Genomic DNA, 15,956 nt, shown 5'->3' on the forward strand with positions numbered 1-15,956 from the left:
CTCTATCCCTCCTTTTCGCTTTGCTCAGCCGAATACAGACGCTCCTTAGTTTTCGTTATGTTCTTTAACAATTCGTCTAATATCACTTTTACATCCTCTAATTTCGTTTCTTTTTTAAGTTCTTCTGACTCAACCTTTACCTGCGATAACACTGTTTCTATCTCATCTTTTTTAACGTTTACTAAAAAATAAGTTGATTTTTCATAAATTGTATTTACAATTTCATCCCACACTAAAATTTTTATATCATTCTCTTTCAGTGTCCCTGTTCTCTCTTGCAGTTGTTTTAAATCTTTCCATAAAGCCTGATATGCCTCATACATTTTTTCTGTTCTTTTTTGGTCCTCATATTTTTTAATTTCAATTCGATTTTGACCGATACTACAATAAATTTTTGCAATAGGATACTTACTTTCCGCCTCCCTGAACCATTCTACGGCTTGAGAATACCTCTCCGATATTACTTCATAATCATACCAATATGCGAGACCTATTTCGTTACAGACCTCTGCATATCCATCCGGATTAATTTTTTTTAATGTTTGAAATGGATAAAGTGTTGTCGAAAACCCTGAAGCATTCTTTGTATCCACTCCTGCACTTAACTGCACAATCGAAGCAGCTTCCGTTTTACTAAATGAAAAATCTCCCTCACTACTGCTTAAAAATAGGGAGAGCATTTCGAGATAAGCTTCTGTTTTTTCCGGTTCTATCTTAATTGCATTCATAAACAATTCCGTTCTTTCTTTTTGAGACAAATCAGGATTATTTGCATTTTCCACCTGAATGCTATAATTTTCACTTTTCTTATTTTGCGCTGATACATATCCGAAAACAGAGGTTCCTGCCAGCGCAATTGTCAATACGCTTGTTGCGAAAAAACTGATAAGTTTTCTCTTCTGTTTTTTTCTGTATATTTCTCCCATTTCATTATGATGCTCTAGTGCATATAACAATTCCGTACAGGACTGGTATCTGTCCTCCGGCTGAGGCTCAGTACATTTGATAATTATTGCATCCAGTCCGGGAGATAATGCGGGATTCACAGCCCGAACAGACCTGTTACTAATTACATATTTACATGGGTCAATCCCTGTCAGCAGATGATACAATGTAATTCCCAGACAATATATATCGGTTCTGGCATCTGTTCTTCCAAGTCCACTGCCGATATACTGCTCTGGCGCCGCATAGCCGATGGTTCCAATTCCTGTGGTTTCTCCCAAATCAATTTCATATGTTTTCGCCGTACCAAAGTCTATCAATGTTATATTTCCATCCGGCTTTAACATAATATTTGCCGGTTTCATATCACGATAAATTATCGGTGGATTACAGGAATGCAAATATCCCAGAGCATCACACAGCTGCTTTGCCCACTCAATCACATATTCCTGTGGCTGTGCGCCATGCTCCTCTAAAGCCTTGTCCAAAGAATTTCCCTCTATGTAATCCATTACAATAATAAAACTCTCTTCATCTTCTATAACATCGATGACACTGGGAATATTGGGATGATTCAGACATTTCAATGTATCAATTTCCGCTACCAGTCCCTGACGCACCGTATTGAAATCCATTTTGCCATCTTTTCTGATTTCTTTGACTGCCCAGGTTTTATTTGCTTTTTCATTCAGCGCCATATAAACAACACTCATGCCACCATGACCGATTTCGCTGAGAATCTTATATCTTCCATCAAGAAGTGTCCCTATTTCTAACATACTGCTTTCCCTTCTCTAGTAAGTCCTGATTGTAATTACGGAAATATTATCCTGCTCCATACGACTTTTATTTAAACCGATTAAATATTCCACATTCTGTCTCATGGTCTTCTCATCTAACATTCTGTTCGGCTCTAACATCTCAAATATTTCATAAGATGATACCTCATGACGAAATCCGTCGGAACACAACATATACACCGCATTTTTTCTTGTCCTGCCGAAGAAAAAGTCAGGATAGACATCTTCTGATGCGCCAATGCACTGTAACAACACACTTCGTCTAGGGTCGCTTTCTGCCTCCTCAGGAGTTAAATTGCCTAACGCAATTTCTCTTTCCACCAATGTCTGGTCTTTTGTCAACTGCCTGATTCCTTCTGCCAATTCATAGGCCCTGGAATCACCCACATTCATAATATAGTATCGTTCCTCTGTTATAAGCATAGCAACAACCGTGGTACCCAGACGGATACCACAGTGATTTCCATAATTTATAATTCTGTTGTTTTGCGTTTCGGCAATACGACTCCACTGCTGTCTGATAACGCTATCTTCTATTGGTTTATCACAAATTTCCGGAAGTTCTTCCACAACCCAGGTTTGAAATGCTTCTACCAGTTCGCTGCTTGCCACTTCACCTTTTGCAAGTCCTCCCATTCCATCGCAGAGCAGGGCAAATACCATTTTCCCCTGCTGTGTATCTAAAATTTTTACTGTTAAACTATCCTGGTTTGTACTCTTTTTTATGCCGATATCCGTGCTGGCTGATATTATATAATTCAATCTTTTGTACCACCTTATATTTTTTAGTAAATTCTAAATTCAAATTCTTCATTGGCAAGCTTAAGTATATCTCCATGATTCATCTGCACCTGGTCTCCACTCTGAATCATATTTCCATTGATAAACGTATGGTTTGTAGAATTCATATCAATTATGAAATATGTGTTGTCTACTGTAACAATGTCTGCATGACTGCGGCTGATTGCTGTGTTGTCACCTATGAAATAATCTACATAACTTTTTTCTTTTCCAATGCGGAAACGAGGTTTGTTAATTGGTATTTTTTCATTGTTTTTCTGACGGATAATATATGGTGCTGGCTGTTGCGCAGATGTCTGTGCCGCCGTTAGGACTGTAGTTTCCCCCGGTACACCTCCGCCCAATACAGTGGTTTCGCCAAAGTTTGCTGATACCTGTGAATAATTAGTTCTTGGCTGCAAAATCGCTCCTATTTCTTTACTATTATTTTGCCCTATATCTAAATTGGCAGATAAAATTTTATTTTCCTGCACATCCACAGATTCTTTATCCGCATTTACCATGGAAGCTGCCGGCATTTGCGACTGATTCTTTATACCCGGAACAGCAAATTGAGAATGATTCATTGCCGAAGCCTTTTTGGCTTCTGAATTCTTTTCTCTCGAAACCGTCTCTGATTGATGTTTTTTTGATTTTTTTTGTTGTTTATATAATTCCTTATTTTCCTTACTATAGTGCATCAACAAACCAATCATAGATATTTTTTTCTCATCTGTCTTTTCTTTATGGTTAGCAATATTGTCTGGTATTGTTATATTATTATTAGAAACCGGAGTATCCAATTTTAAATTTGCATTTGGATTTTGCTGAATATTATTATTTAATACATTCGAAGAGACCGATTCCACTTTAACACTGTTATCTGATTTCATATGTAAATTATTATTAATCGTGGCTTCCCTATCTTCATCTCGAACATTCTCTCCTCGGTTTATTTTATTTACACTGCTTTTTTCTGTATCTACGGACAATTTTTTTATTACATTTTTAAATTCCTCCGGCTGAAAAACGGATGTACTATTGAGATAATTAATTATTCCTGCAACATAATCACAGTTTTCTCTTTGGTCAAATTGTGTGGAAAACATTATATTTTTAAAAAACATAAGTATATCTGTACTATCTCCCTCCATAATAACCGGAAGAGATATTAGTTCTGCTTTACTGGTTATAACGTCTACAAATATATAATCCAAGTCCAATATCAGTGTTTTTTGCTCAATCATATATTCACTTGCCGAAATCAGTGCATCTGCAATACTTTCAAAAACGCTTAGAAGACGTTTCTTATTCACTATTCCGGAAAAAAATTGTGTGACTGGTATTTTTTTAGAAATATTATATTTGAAATACTTTTTATCATCTAATTGAGTAAAAATAACCGACATTATCCCTAAAATATTATTATTTGTTATCATTCCTAAACTAAGTTCATCTATTTCATCCATTTTGTTTAATTCGTATACCAAATAAGAATACATTCCCTGTGTTTCTTTTCTAAACTCCATCCTTCTGCTCCTAATTCATATATCTAAATAGAGATAATGTCATCCATCCCTCATTATCTTTTACCATAGTTACTCCATTATCTGAAAAAGTTTTTACATCACTAAAAATGTTTTCTATGACCATTTTGCCATTTTCATCTATATATCCCCATTTCCCGTTTTTCATAACTGCTCCCATACCGAGAGAAAAAGATTTTGCTCCTTCAAAATAGTCATCATTTAATAGCTTCCCATTTATATCTATAAATCTCCAGCTTCCCGATGATTTAACGGCAGCATAACCGCCCTTTTCTTCAAACAGATTTGCCCCTTCATATTCTTCATTTGTTACATTCTTTCCTGCTTTATCAATCATTTCGTATTTTTCATTCACCTGGACAAAAGCACGTCCCATGTTAAATGCGATATTTTTTTCATTAATTACTATATTTTTATATGGCGTTTTATTTATCTTCTGTCCTTTTTTATTAATAAAATACCAGTTATTTCCCTCTTTTACTGCGGCAACTCCTTCATTAAAGTTGGTCGCGTAATCATAATTTCCAAATTGTTTTTCAAATTCTACATTATAATAAGAATATTTTCCATTCTCTTTAATAACAATAAATCCCTGACAGATGTCTCCTAAAAATTCGCAATTCATTTTTTCAGGAGGCACTTTTCTTTTATTTCCCTCTTCATCAACATAATATTTTTCTCCATTCATTGATACCGAAATTAACTCATCACTATAATTTCCAATATCATCAAACTTGCTAAATAACACAAATTTACTGTTATATAAAAGACCTTTTTTATTATTCTCTGTCACAACGAAATATCCGTTTCCTGCCGATACAGCATTTTCATACCTATCTAATTCCAATTCATATTTATATTTTATGGAACTGTAAAGCTTTTGGGTTTTGTTTGTCACTAATCCTCTATGTTCTATATCTTCCACCAAGTCATATGCATCCTCATATTTTTTACTATCTATGTATAATTCCAATAATTTGTCATACATTTTGGAAGATTCAGAGTAGACGTCAACTCCATTTTCCATCCATTTGATACATTCATCTATGTCATTATTTTTTACAAGCATATCAGCAACTTCCAATCTTAAATTATCGGAATCTATCATATTAATTGCCTCTTTATAACAGCTCAACGCATCTACTACGATTCCCTGTTTCGCATATTCCCTTGCTTTTTCTACATATGAAGTATACATTTTTTTATTTTCAATATTTGTAGATATTAAACTGTAAGTAGAATACAACATTGCTATCATCAAAAAAATTGGTACTAAAAACTTATATCCTTTCATTGCTCCTCCTTAGTATCCCGATACACAAATCGAAATGAATGTTCCAATTAAAATATATGGTGCAAAGGGAATTACATCGTTCTTTTGCTTTTTTTTCGTTAACAGGAAAAAAACACATGCAAAGAAAATAACTATAATAGACGTGAAAATTGAGGACATTGCTCCGTCTAATCCCTGTAACAATCCAATTAACAATAATATTTTTACATCGCCCATTCCTAAGCCATTCTTTACAATAATCAGACATAAAATACAAATAATAGAAAATGCAATGCATACAATAATTTCTGATATAAAATTCTTTAACCATATGTCTTTATACGCAATCACTTCTGTAAATGTAATTCCCACCCATAAAATTAATCCCAAAAAAATTATTTTATTGGGGATTCTATACTCTAAGTAATCATAAAAGGCTGCTACAAATAACAAAGAAATCACAGTAATACATCTTATATTTTGAATAACACTGTTTTGTGTATACACAAGTTCTAAGAATAACATCCCCCCTACAATACCCAGAAATGAAATTATCAAATAAATTACATTGTTTTTTGATATCACAGCTATTGTGCTTATTTTCTGATATAGTCTTTTATTCTTTTTTATATCTCTATATCTGATGCCTATCATCACAACAATAAACATCAAACATGCGTAAATTATACTTATTGACATTTAAGTTTCCTCACTACTGCTCTTATTTCCAAACCATCCTTTGGTATGTGCTCTTTGTGTAAATACAAAATCTTTTTCTACTCCTAAAAGTTTTATTACTCTTACTTTGTATGTTACAACCAAATCAATATCTTCTGTTCCATTTGCAAATACCTTAGACTGTGAAAAATTTAATCCTTTTAAATAGGAACCACCTTTTGGTACAACATGAAGCCATTTCAGATATGTCTCATAATCGCCACCTTTTTTATTATTTAAGTGCTTTTTCATAAAATTTTGACCTATAATGCCTGAAACTTCTGTATTTACAGTATTCCAGGCTCCAGTACCAATCAAAGCTCCCAAACTTAATATAAAGGCTTTAGGGTCATCTGCCACAGATTTTACCGTATCAATTATCTGATTTGCAGAGGCCTGTGCCTGATTCACATTTCCACTTATGGAATTGTATGCGTTTGTAATATCAGAAAAATCAGAAACTTTTATATTACTCCCCACATTTGCAATTTCTGAAATACTGCCATACAATTCGGCTACACCATTTGCAACATTTCCAATTTTTTCATCTGCCTCTGCACCTTTATGCGCTAATTCCTTATGTTTATCATTTAACCCTGTAAGCCCATATAAATAGGAATACTCTGATATTTCTATCGCAGCACTATTCAATGCCGTTCCTATTTTTGACTGAGCAAGACAAATATTTGTAATAGATAAAATCATAAGCATTGCAAATATAAAAAATGTTAAACTTAGCGTAGCTTCTACTACGATTGCACCTTTCTCATCTCTTAATTTCATTTGTTACCTTTCCTGAAAATTAATGTTATTTTTCTTTGCATACTGTTCCGAAGTAGAACCTTTGGCCGCAATAATTGTTACATCTTTACAATTCTCAAAAATATTATTTTCTAAAAATTGTACATTGTCATTATTGATATATACAGTTTTTAATGAACTGTCATCTGCAAACACCTGACCTTCCATACTTACTTTACCTATTCCAAATTTAACACGTTCTATGCTTTCGCTCATACAAAAAACACCAACACCAATCTCTTTTAACGAATCAGGCAACTCTATCTCAATCAATGCAGTCTCTGAAAAAGCCATATCTTCAATACGTTCAAGCGAACTATTAAACTGTACTTTTGCTAATGACTTACAATTTGTAAATGCAAAGTCTTTAATGACTTTAATATTCTGTCCCATGCTCACCTCTTTGATGTTGGAATAGGCAAATGCATTTTTCTCTATTTCTACAACTTTTTTTCCCTCATACTCATCAGGAATATCAATAATCTCCGCCTCTCCCAAATAACTTTCTATTGTGTAACAATCATCGTCTTCCTCTGACACTCCATAGCTAAACTCTTCCGGCTTTGACCTTATTTTTTCTTCAGACACATTATTAAGACTTTCTTCCTCTTTGTTATATTCTATATTCTCTGTTTCATTTACACCTTTCTCCTGTGTACCGCTATTACCACATCCACTAAAAATGAAAGCTCCAATTGTTAATAAAATAAATAATTTTCTCATATTCGCCTCCTAATATCCTGCTATATTTTTATATTCATAATCACATAAAGTGTTAAATTGAAAAGAATTCTCCCCTTGATTTATCTCTAAATCCAATAGTAGTGGTTTGATGCGAATAGACGATTTTATCTGATAATAAACAACCGACTTGTTTAATCGATAATTTTTATTATCTGTAATCTTTTGCATATCCGTCTGTACCACATCGGCTATTCGTTTATACACCTGATTTTCTGACGAAGAGCTTAATTTTATAAACACAAATAAAGAAATATAATCACTATATTGGGGCATAAATGTCCCTTTTGCTCTTGTATTTTTATTGGTTTCTGCTCCATTTTCTCTAGAAAACGAAATCGCCAACTCATCTTTATCTTTTATCAGTTTTACTCCCATTCCCGCTCTTAGGCAAAGTAAATCATGTGTCGTTTCTGCCACAGTTATAACCAGGCAAATGGCAAGCTTTATTAAGCTTTCGGGAATTACCCCATAGGTAGCCGCAGATATTGCATTCGCTATTGATATGACTAACCTATCCTTCCAATACTTTTGAAAGACCGGGGCAATATTAAATGCATATCTCAATAAAAAGATTCTTCCATACGCATTTGCTTTATTGATTGCATTGGTGTTGCCATATAATATATATTCCACTTCTCCTAAATAGTCATAATGATTATCTGCATTTATCATCTGGTTTGTTAACGATTTGTTATATCGAAACGTTTTATCCGGATTCTTCTCAAATTCATCTTCTGATAATGCCCGATATTTTCCAATATAATTTGTCAGAGTAACCGTCTCATTTTTATCTGCATAATAATTATATTTTCCCTCATTGACAAAAGTGTCATAGCTGAACATATTCATAATATAATCTGTGGTATATAAATTATCTCGAAATCTCTTTCCCAGATTTTCCAGACCACTTAGTATTCCGTCACTAAAAAGAGTAGAAATAAAACTTGTCACTGCCGATAATTGTGCAGTCTTTTCTTCTTCTTCAGAACCATTTCCATCGGACGGCAGTCCATCTAATCCTTTTATTTCATTGGAGCTTTTTCCCACCTCACTATCATCATAATCACTTTTTTCTGAATCATCTTTATACTCATCATACGCATCTTCTGCCTCATCCTCTGTCATATCACCATCTTGATTTTTAAACTTTTCTTTCATCCAGCGATATAAATCCGGCGGGTTCACTCTATCAATATCCGGATTATTTGTTGTTGAGAGATTTATATTTCTGGAACCCTCACTAAATTGAAAACTACTCTCTGCATAGGATGATAACTCTGCTGTTTTAATAGAAATTCTATTTTTATTTATCCCGGATTTTGAAATAAAAATAGAAAGATTTTCTATTTTTTTTAATTGATTTCCATTATATTTGGTAGAATTAATATTTGAGTAAACTGTTTCTATCAGTTCCTTTATCTTATCTACCCTATCTGATAATTCTTTTATATTGCTATCCTTTAATACCTCATCAATAATCTTCTTTTCATCTTTCAAGTCATCGGCATTATCACTTATCATTTCACTATCTGTATTCTCCAATGCTTTGGTTTTATCATCCCATTCCTGAAAGCTCTCTTTTAATCTTTTAATCAGTCCGGAATTGCTATCTCCCAGTTCTCTTAAATATTTATTCGCCTCTTTTAAATATTTTTTTGCTTTTTTAAATTTATTGTAATATTCTTTTGATTTACTACAGATTTCATCAATTTTGCTTTCTGCTTCTGAGGTTTTAATAGTTCCTACATCTCCCTCCGTTCCTCCTGTTCCAATATCCAGCGACGCATTTCCATTTACCGCCTGTTCTGAAATATCTTTTAATCTCAGAGAAACTTTTCCATAAAATCCATCTGTATCAAAATCCTTTGCCAAATTTTTGTATATTCCTGCCAGACTGAAATTTTGTCTCCCATTAATAGAGTCACTAATAGATTTTGTCCCGACATAATCACTTCTTCCAAGATAATTAGTTATTTCCATATAATTGCCAATTGTTATTTGTTGTGTCTGATTTGTATTCTGACATGCATTATTAAATAACCAATATGCTCTACCCATTTGCTTCGCAGACCGTATATAATTTGTATATTTGTTATAATTATCATTAATTAACGCTATCGACTGTGCCCAATATTGAGTTTTATAAACACTGCTGTCATATGCGTTATAATTCCATACATAACTATCTATACTTTTTTTATCTCTAATATAATTTGATATTGCTGAAATAAGATTATTTGCCCGTAACTGCACATCACGTTTTTTTGCCTTATTATTTGTAGTATATTTAACATCCGTGTGATAATCCGAATCATTGAATTGACTTACTTTATACTTAATATTTTCCGGACTAAAAACACCAAGCCCGGACGTATTTATCAAATCATGCACTACTTTTTTATGTATCTTTTTATATTGATTTTTAAACTCTCTTGAAATATTGCCTTTTACTTCTCTAATATATTCATTTGTTATATTCAGTCTATTATATTTTCTTAATGCATCGTAAATTTGTTTTAATTTCTTTAATAGTTCATTTTCAGCTTCATAATACTTTTGTTTCGCCTTTGTCACCTCAGCCTCAGCCTTTGCAGCTTTCGAACTTGCAGCTACCTGTTTTATCGTATTAATAAGTCCTGAAGCTAAATCTATTGGTGCCCTATATTTCATAAATTCTACAATCTGCTGTTTTACCAAAGCAGGATTTGCCAGATTACCGTTTGAAACTTCGTTGATTTCTACATCATTTGCTTCAATGGCTAATAAGTCCGCAATATCTGAGTCTTTTTCAAACATCTGTTCAAGCCTTCCAAGGATACCTTCTGTCTCCGAATTATCTATTCCCTGTGATTTCAAAGCATCTACAAAGTATTGTTTCACTAAAGTTTTTAAATCTTCGGTATTTTGACAAGAGCCAAGCAAACCAAAAAAATTATTTAAATCCATATCATACTCTGTCAGCATTGTATTTAATGCCAGATTTCCTGCTGAATCTACTACCGGCTTCGCCAGCTGTACTCTGCTTACATCTACAAACAGACTACATATTGTAATTGTCGGAACTAATATAATAACTAAAAAAACAGTTACGGCTCCTCTTTGTTTTTTGAATAAATTAAGCAATTTTGCACCTCATTTTTTTCTTTTCAAATTTTAATCAAAAAAATCTTTTACTTTTTTTATGGCATCCTGTATTTTTTTATTAGACTGTATAAAATCCTTTGCCATATTAATATTATGAATAAACTCAGCCGGGTCCGATACCGGAACCTCCTCATAAGCTGACATTGTTGACAATTTTATTTTCGTGCCAAGCAGAGTTATCGGAAACTCAATATTATATTTGGCTTCCACCTCAAAATTACTGTATATAATATAATTTGTATATTTGGCTGTTACATTCATATTTTTGGGCTGCATTCCCTTAAAAAATCCCGCCCCTTTTGATTTCTCTTCTATTTTTGAAATCACCTTTAATTCTATATCATTCATAGAACCAAAATTACGGTAAGGCTTGATATCCATATCTCCTGTACTTCTGGAAACACTGCCACGACTCACAACTCCATCAAATAAAGGGTCTGCACACTGCTGTGCTCCCCACTGGGCATAACTTGAAACATAGTTATCGATTCTTGACCTTTGGTAAAAAACATTTCCATAGAAAATGATTAAAAACACAACAAAAAATACAATTGGGAAAACAATCGTAGCTTCCACGATTAAGACTGCTCCCTTTTCTTTTTTCATAACTTATCTCCTCTGAATAAGGGGTGTGTTAAATACACCCCTTACTGCTTAGTAATACACTTTTTTATTTCAATCCGTCAATTGCCTCTGTTCCATTTGAAGTTAACTTGCCAAATAAAGTTGTAACCAATTTTCCAAGCTCTTCTTTAAACACTAGCGCAATTGCAATAGCAACTGCAATTAATACAATAATTGCCACTACATTTACTTCCCCACTTTCTTTATGTAAGAAATCTGAAATGCAACCCTTTACTTTGTCTTTGACTAATGCACCTTTGATGAATAACATATCCATTTTCTTTCCTCCTTTTAATAAATTTTTATATTAAATACCTAAATTTCCAAAAATAGGTACCAATATCATTATCAAAATACCGATAAACATTAAAAATATCGGTATCATAAGCTGTGATGCAGCCTTCTCAGCCTTTTGCCTTACGTTCGACTGTTTTAACTGCCAAACTTCTTTGCTCTGTTGTTGCAACATAATTACAAGCTCTGAATTACCTTTTGTAACCCCCTGTGTAATCGTTGATACAAACTTTTTTATTTCCGGAATAATACACCTGTTTCCAAACAAAAAATATGCCCCCACTTCCGAAACCCCATTATTCATATCTTCCACAGCTTTCTGCATTTCTTTATATATTGTAGTTTCGCCGGCATATGCCGTTTCAATCCACGCTTCTTTTAAAATCATTCCTGCATTCGTTAACAGCGCTAATTTTGACACCACGTCAGAAAAATCACTCAGCATCTCATCTGAACGTTTTTTTATCTTTTTATTTGTTGTATCTCCAAAATAGTAATAACAAAGTCCTGCCATCCCTGCTATTAACAGCAATCCCATCAATGAGCCACTGATTCCATACATTACAAACGCTAAAACAAAAACAATAGAAGCTATAGTTATCTTTTGGGCATATGCTGTTCTGATATAAAAATCAGCAAACTTTTTATCATATAAAATTTCAATTTCCTTTCGTAATTTCCTATCTTTTTTAGATTTATAATCATAATGAATCATTTCCATAATTCCATAACCAAATCCATACAAATCTTTAAAAATATACTCTTTTTCATCTAAACTTGAAAATAATTCGGAATATTTTAAACCTCTAAAAAAGAAAACTAACCATATAATCAATACAATATATCCCAAAGCTATAATCATATAATCCATTCCTGTCAAAAACATAATCTATCTCCTAAACTTTAATATCTAATATGGACTTTCCTAAGAAATATGAAATAACAAAAATTACAACTCCAATTGTTGTAGATAACACGCCAATTCCCGTAGAAAAATTTGCTCCAAAGTCACCACTCATAAGCTTGATGATTCCCACGATACCGACAGGCATAACTGTCATCATATTCTGTTCCCTTTTATTAGAAGACACCATTGATTTAATATCTTCTTCAATCTCCATTTTTTCTGAGATAATTTCATGCGTGTTTCGTATAATATCTTTTATATTTCCACCTTTTCTATAAGACAATTTAAAAACGTTTGCGAAACTCTTTATATCATCAATACCGCTTCTCACTCCCAAATCCATTAACGCATCTTCTATATCAATATTATTTCGTATGCTTTCTAAAATCACTTCTAACTCCCTGATTATATAAGCATCTTCATCATATTGAACTTTTAAGTCCTCATATACATTAATAAAAGAATCTGTTACATTCATTCCCGCATTTAAAGAAGTTGTCAAAGAATCTAACATATCTCTAAATTGTATTCTTAGCTTGTTTACAGACTTTTCCTGTAGCTTCTCTGTTCTGATTGGTATATAAAATTTTGCTGCTAATAATCCTACCAGAGAACAGATAATTATATTTAAAACATATGTTGCAGTAGTCGGATTCCCATATTCATCTTTTGCCAGCCCTCCATAAAACAAATACGCAACGAAAGCACCTGTTGCAAATGCCAACAAGAAATATAGTATTTTTTCCTTTGGTGACATATAGTATACCTTATAGTTATATACGGCAGTATTTACTGCCGACATATAATATTGCGGTTCTCTTTCCTTCTTCTTATTTTTAGAAAACATGTGTCCTCCTAAATTTCTTTTTTTATTCCTGTTAACTGTAACTTATATATATTTTTCATTGGATTGTCCGTTCTTTTTAAACTTCCGGACACCTTTTCTAAGGTACTGTTTTCATCTTCTACAAACCGGTACAGCGGATTTAATATAATCTTTCCATTGTCATAACCTACTACCTCTGTAATTTCCATTGTCTTTCTGGAATGGTCTCTAAGCCTTGAAAGATGAATAATAATGTCTACCGCAGAGGCAATCTGCTGCCTAATTGCTTCTAATGGCAATCCCGCAGAACCTTGCAAAACCATTGTCTCTAAACGACTCAACATATCTTCTGTGGAGTTTGCATGTCCGGTAGACAAAGAACCATCATGTCCGGTATTCATAGCCTGTAGCATATCTAATGCTTCTCCACCACGCACCTCTCCAACCACAATTCTTTCCGGTCTCATACGAAGCGAGGATTTAATTAAATCCGTTATTGTAATGGCTCCTGCTCCCGCAGAGTTAGCATTTCTCGTCTCCATACTGACAAGATTTTCTACTCCTACAATCTGTAGTTCTGCTGAGTCTTCTATTGTTATTACTCGTTCATCTTTGGGTATATAATTTGATAAGGCATTAAGAAATGTAGTTTTTCCTGACCCCGTTCCCCCACTGATAAATATATTGTATTTTGCCTTTACCAGTAATTGTAGTTTTTCAGCTATTTCTTTTGTCAACGAACCATACTCTATTAATTTTTCTATCGTCATCGGTGTTTTTGAAAACTTTCGTATTGTGAGCGTAGGACCGCATAAAGCAATGGGTGGTAATACAACATTTACACGAGAACCATCCGGAAGTCTGGTATCACAAATGGGATTTGCCTGATTTACCTCTCTTCCTGCCATTCCCACAATTCTCTGTATCACATCTTCAAGTCTCCTTTGACTCTCAAATTCTTTATCTAGTTTTTGTAACTTTCCACTTTTTTCTATAAAAATATTTTTGGGACCATTAATCATAACTTCGGTTATCGTATCATCGCTAATAATACTATCTAACAATCCCAATCCTCTTATAGAGCTATATATTTGTCTGACAATTTCCACCCTGTCATCTATAGTACAATAAATTCCCCGCAACTTTGCAGCTACCAATTCTTCAACCTTTTCTTCCAGTTCTTCATCTGATAATTTACTTAACGGAAAATTTTCTGTAACATAGGTTTTCATTTCATCGACAACTTTTTTCTGTAATTCTTCCTGCATGCAACCTCCATTTTCAACTAATTTTATTCATTAATTTTTTCTAATAAATTGTCTCTACTTTCTAATTGCATTAATATCTGTTTTGTCGTAGCATGCTCAAACTTCGGAACACCTCCGATATTACTAATTTCAATATCCTCCAAAATATTTCCTGTTTTATTACTAAATTTGTTATATATCAATTTCATTTTTGGGAGTATTCCAATATCATTTTTTTGTTCTATTATTTTAATCGTTTCGTAAATTCTCATTAATTTTACATTTGAAATTTCACTGCCATCCCCAGTTAATACAATAATTGATGCTGTCTTAATTATTTCGGCAAACAAGTCATTCATGATAAAATCAATATCCAAAACTATCAAATTATACTCTGCAGTTGTTCTTAATGTTTGAATCAAAGTTTTGAAATCATCAACTTTCATCTCTGCTATATCCATTGCCATTTCACTAGATTCATAAAAATAAACTCCTGACTGGTCTCTTTTTACAGCACTTTCCAGTTTTAAAGGAAGATTTGCTTTTTTACTCTTTATACAATATAGAATATCACTAAACGTAAGTGTTCCCTCACCCTCAAAAAAGTAGGTACTGCTTCCAAACTGTTCCAATTCTAAAAATAAGACTTTTTTATTTTCTTTTGCCATTTTTCGTGCATATGATGCTGCAATTGAAGAACTCCCTACTCCACCACTCACACCACAAAATGCAATAATATTTGTACTATTTTCTTCAAATTTTACTCCAGACATATTGATACTAATATCAGCAAATATTCCTAATATCTGTTTATATATCAATTCTACCTTTTGAAACTTACATATTGTCTTTATTCCCTTAATTTCTTCCACATTATTATTTTCAACAAAATAAACAAAACCACATCTCTTAGGAATTTTAGAAGAATCAATTTCAAAATTTTCATTTGCTATCAATACATCTATTTTCTTTTCTTCTAAAGACGATAAAGCAATTTCTATATCTGAGAAAGAATAAACCTCCAATTTATCCATATATTTGTTCATAAAAACTGTCGTTATTCTATTTAAATACGTTTTATCCCCATCCAATATGGCTACTCTTATCTTCATACTTTCGCTCCTATGTTTCATCCTTTTTTCAACTTTATTCGACTTTATACGCCTTATTATATAACTATATTTGATATTTTTCAACTATAGTTTTATTATTTGTATAAAAAATAAATATTTAGTTAAAACAAAAGTGCCACGATAAACTATAGTTCAGATTCTTTTATCTATACTATAGATTTATTGTGACACTTT

General features: G+C 32.9%; 14 protein-coding genes. All 14 read right to left on the reverse strand.

What is annotated here, in order from left to right; all coding sequences use genetic code 11:
- Positions 1-2 precede the first annotated feature (2 nt).
- Entirely contained in the window at positions 3-1,724 is a 1,722-nt protein-coding gene (locus Q5O86_RS05735) for a serine/threonine-protein kinase (RefSeq protein ID WP_302626186.1), read from the reverse strand.
- A gap of 15 nt (positions 1,725-1,739) precedes the next feature.
- Positions 1,740-2,507 carry a PP2C family serine/threonine-protein phosphatase gene (locus Q5O86_RS05740; RefSeq protein WP_302626187.1) on the reverse strand — a complete coding sequence of 256 codons (768 nt, stop codon included), beginning with the start codon at positions 2,505-2,507 and terminating at the stop codon, positions 1,740-1,742.
- A 23-nt stretch (positions 2,508-2,530) separates the two neighbouring features.
- Positions 2,531-4,054 (reverse strand): DUF6382 domain-containing protein, encoded by a 1,524-nt coding sequence (locus Q5O86_RS05745; protein WP_302626188.1) that lies wholly within the window; start codon positions 4,052-4,054, stop codon positions 2,531-2,533.
- Between the two features lie 10 nt (positions 4,055-4,064).
- The gene (locus Q5O86_RS05750) at positions 4,065-5,366 is read right to left on the reverse strand and encodes a WG repeat-containing protein (protein ID WP_302626189.1); all 1,302 of its coding nucleotides are present in this window, start codon (positions 5,364-5,366) and stop codon (positions 4,065-4,067) included.
- A 9-nt stretch (positions 5,367-5,375) separates the two neighbouring features.
- Positions 5,376-6,044, reverse strand: coding sequence for a prepilin peptidase (locus Q5O86_RS05755; protein ID WP_302626190.1), 669 nt, complete (start codon positions 6,042-6,044; stop codon positions 5,376-5,378).
- Positions 6,045-6,845: a TadE/TadG family type IV pilus assembly protein gene (locus tag Q5O86_RS05760; RefSeq protein ID WP_302626191.1), complete on the reverse strand. Its 801-nt coding sequence runs from the start codon at positions 6,843-6,845 to the stop codon at positions 6,045-6,047.
- Between the two features lie 3 nt (positions 6,846-6,848).
- Positions 6,849-7,586: a leucine-rich repeat domain-containing protein gene (locus Q5O86_RS05765; RefSeq protein WP_302626192.1), complete on the reverse strand. Its 738-nt coding sequence runs from the start codon at positions 7,584-7,586 to the stop codon at positions 6,849-6,851.
- A 9-nt stretch (positions 7,587-7,595) separates the two neighbouring features.
- Positions 7,596-10,730: a DUF5702 domain-containing protein gene (locus Q5O86_RS05770; RefSeq protein WP_302626193.1), complete on the reverse strand. Its 3,135-nt coding sequence runs from the start codon at positions 10,728-10,730 to the stop codon at positions 7,596-7,598.
- A 30-nt stretch (positions 10,731-10,760) separates the two neighbouring features.
- Complete coding sequence (locus tag Q5O86_RS05775) at positions 10,761-11,357, reverse strand: TadE/TadG family type IV pilus assembly protein (protein ID WP_302626194.1); 597 nt, start codon at positions 11,355-11,357, stop codon at positions 10,761-10,763.
- A gap of 64 nt (positions 11,358-11,421) precedes the next feature.
- Positions 11,422-11,652 (reverse strand): Flp1 family type IVb pilin, encoded by a 231-nt coding sequence (locus Q5O86_RS05780; protein WP_302626195.1) that lies wholly within the window; start codon positions 11,650-11,652, stop codon positions 11,422-11,424.
- A 30-nt stretch (positions 11,653-11,682) separates the two neighbouring features.
- Positions 11,683-12,555, reverse strand: a complete 873-nt coding sequence (locus tag Q5O86_RS05785) for a pilus assembly protein TadC (protein ID WP_302626196.1) — start codon at positions 12,553-12,555, stop codon at positions 11,683-11,685.
- 10 nt (positions 12,556-12,565) lie between these two features.
- Positions 12,566-13,423, reverse strand: coding sequence for a type II secretion system F family protein (locus Q5O86_RS05790; RefSeq protein WP_302626197.1), 858 nt, complete (start codon positions 13,421-13,423; stop codon positions 12,566-12,568).
- A gap of 8 nt (positions 13,424-13,431) precedes the next feature.
- Positions 13,432-14,670 (reverse strand): CpaF family protein, encoded by a 1,239-nt coding sequence (locus tag Q5O86_RS05795; RefSeq protein ID WP_302626198.1) that lies wholly within the window; start codon positions 14,668-14,670, stop codon positions 13,432-13,434.
- 23 nt (positions 14,671-14,693) lie between these two features.
- A complete protein-coding gene (locus Q5O86_RS05800; RefSeq protein WP_302626199.1) occupies positions 14,694-15,761 on the reverse strand; it encodes an AAA family ATPase in 1,068 nt (355 codons plus the stop codon).
- Between the last annotated feature and the right edge of the window lie 195 nt (positions 15,762-15,956).

The sequence above is a fragment of the uncultured Eubacterium sp. genome (assembly GCF_937958975.1).
In the GTDB taxonomy this organism is placed as follows: domain Bacteria; phylum Bacillota; class Clostridia; order Lachnospirales; family Lachnospiraceae; genus Eubacterium_G.

What these genes read in the sequence shown, in the direction of transcription:
- Q5O86_RS05735 (WP_302626186.1), bottom strand. Translation starts at nt 1,724, where the DNA reads ATGTTAGAAATAGGGACACTTCTTGATGGAAGATATAAGATTCTCAGC.
- Q5O86_RS05745 (WP_302626188.1), bottom strand. Translation starts at nt 4,054, where the DNA reads ATGGAGTTTAGAAAAGAAACACAGGGAATGTATTCTTATTTGGTATAC.
- Q5O86_RS05750 (WP_302626189.1), bottom strand. Translation starts at nt 5,366, where the DNA reads ATGAAAGGATATAAGTTTTTAGTACCAATTTTTTTGATGATAGCAATG.
- Q5O86_RS05755 (WP_302626190.1), bottom strand. Translation starts at nt 6,044, where the DNA reads ATGTCAATAAGTATAATTTACGCATGTTTGATGTTTATTGTTGTGATG.
- Q5O86_RS05760 (WP_302626191.1), bottom strand. Translation starts at nt 6,845, where the DNA reads ATGAAATTAAGAGATGAGAAAGGTGCAATCGTAGTAGAAGCTACGCTA.
- Q5O86_RS05765 (WP_302626192.1), bottom strand. Translation starts at nt 7,586, where the DNA reads ATGAGAAAATTATTTATTTTATTAACAATTGGAGCTTTCATTTTTAGT.
- Q5O86_RS05775 (WP_302626194.1), bottom strand. Translation starts at nt 11,357, where the DNA reads ATGAAAAAAGAAAAGGGAGCAGTCTTAATCGTGGAAGCTACGATTGTT.
- Q5O86_RS05780 (WP_302626195.1), bottom strand. Translation starts at nt 11,652, where the DNA reads ATGGATATGTTATTCATCAAAGGTGCATTAGTCAAAGACAAAGTAAAG.
- Q5O86_RS05785 (WP_302626196.1), bottom strand. Translation starts at nt 12,555, where the DNA reads ATGTTTTTGACAGGAATGGATTATATGATTATAGCTTTGGGATATATT.
- Q5O86_RS05790 (WP_302626197.1), bottom strand. Translation starts at nt 13,423, where the DNA reads ATGTTTTCTAAAAATAAGAAGAAGGAAAGAGAACCGCAATATTATATG.
- Q5O86_RS05795 (WP_302626198.1), bottom strand. Translation starts at nt 14,670, where the DNA reads ATGCAGGAAGAATTACAGAAAAAAGTTGTCGATGAAATGAAAACCTAT.
- Q5O86_RS05800 (WP_302626199.1), bottom strand. Translation starts at nt 15,761, where the DNA reads ATGAAGATAAGAGTAGCCATATTGGATGGGGATAAAACGTATTTAAAT.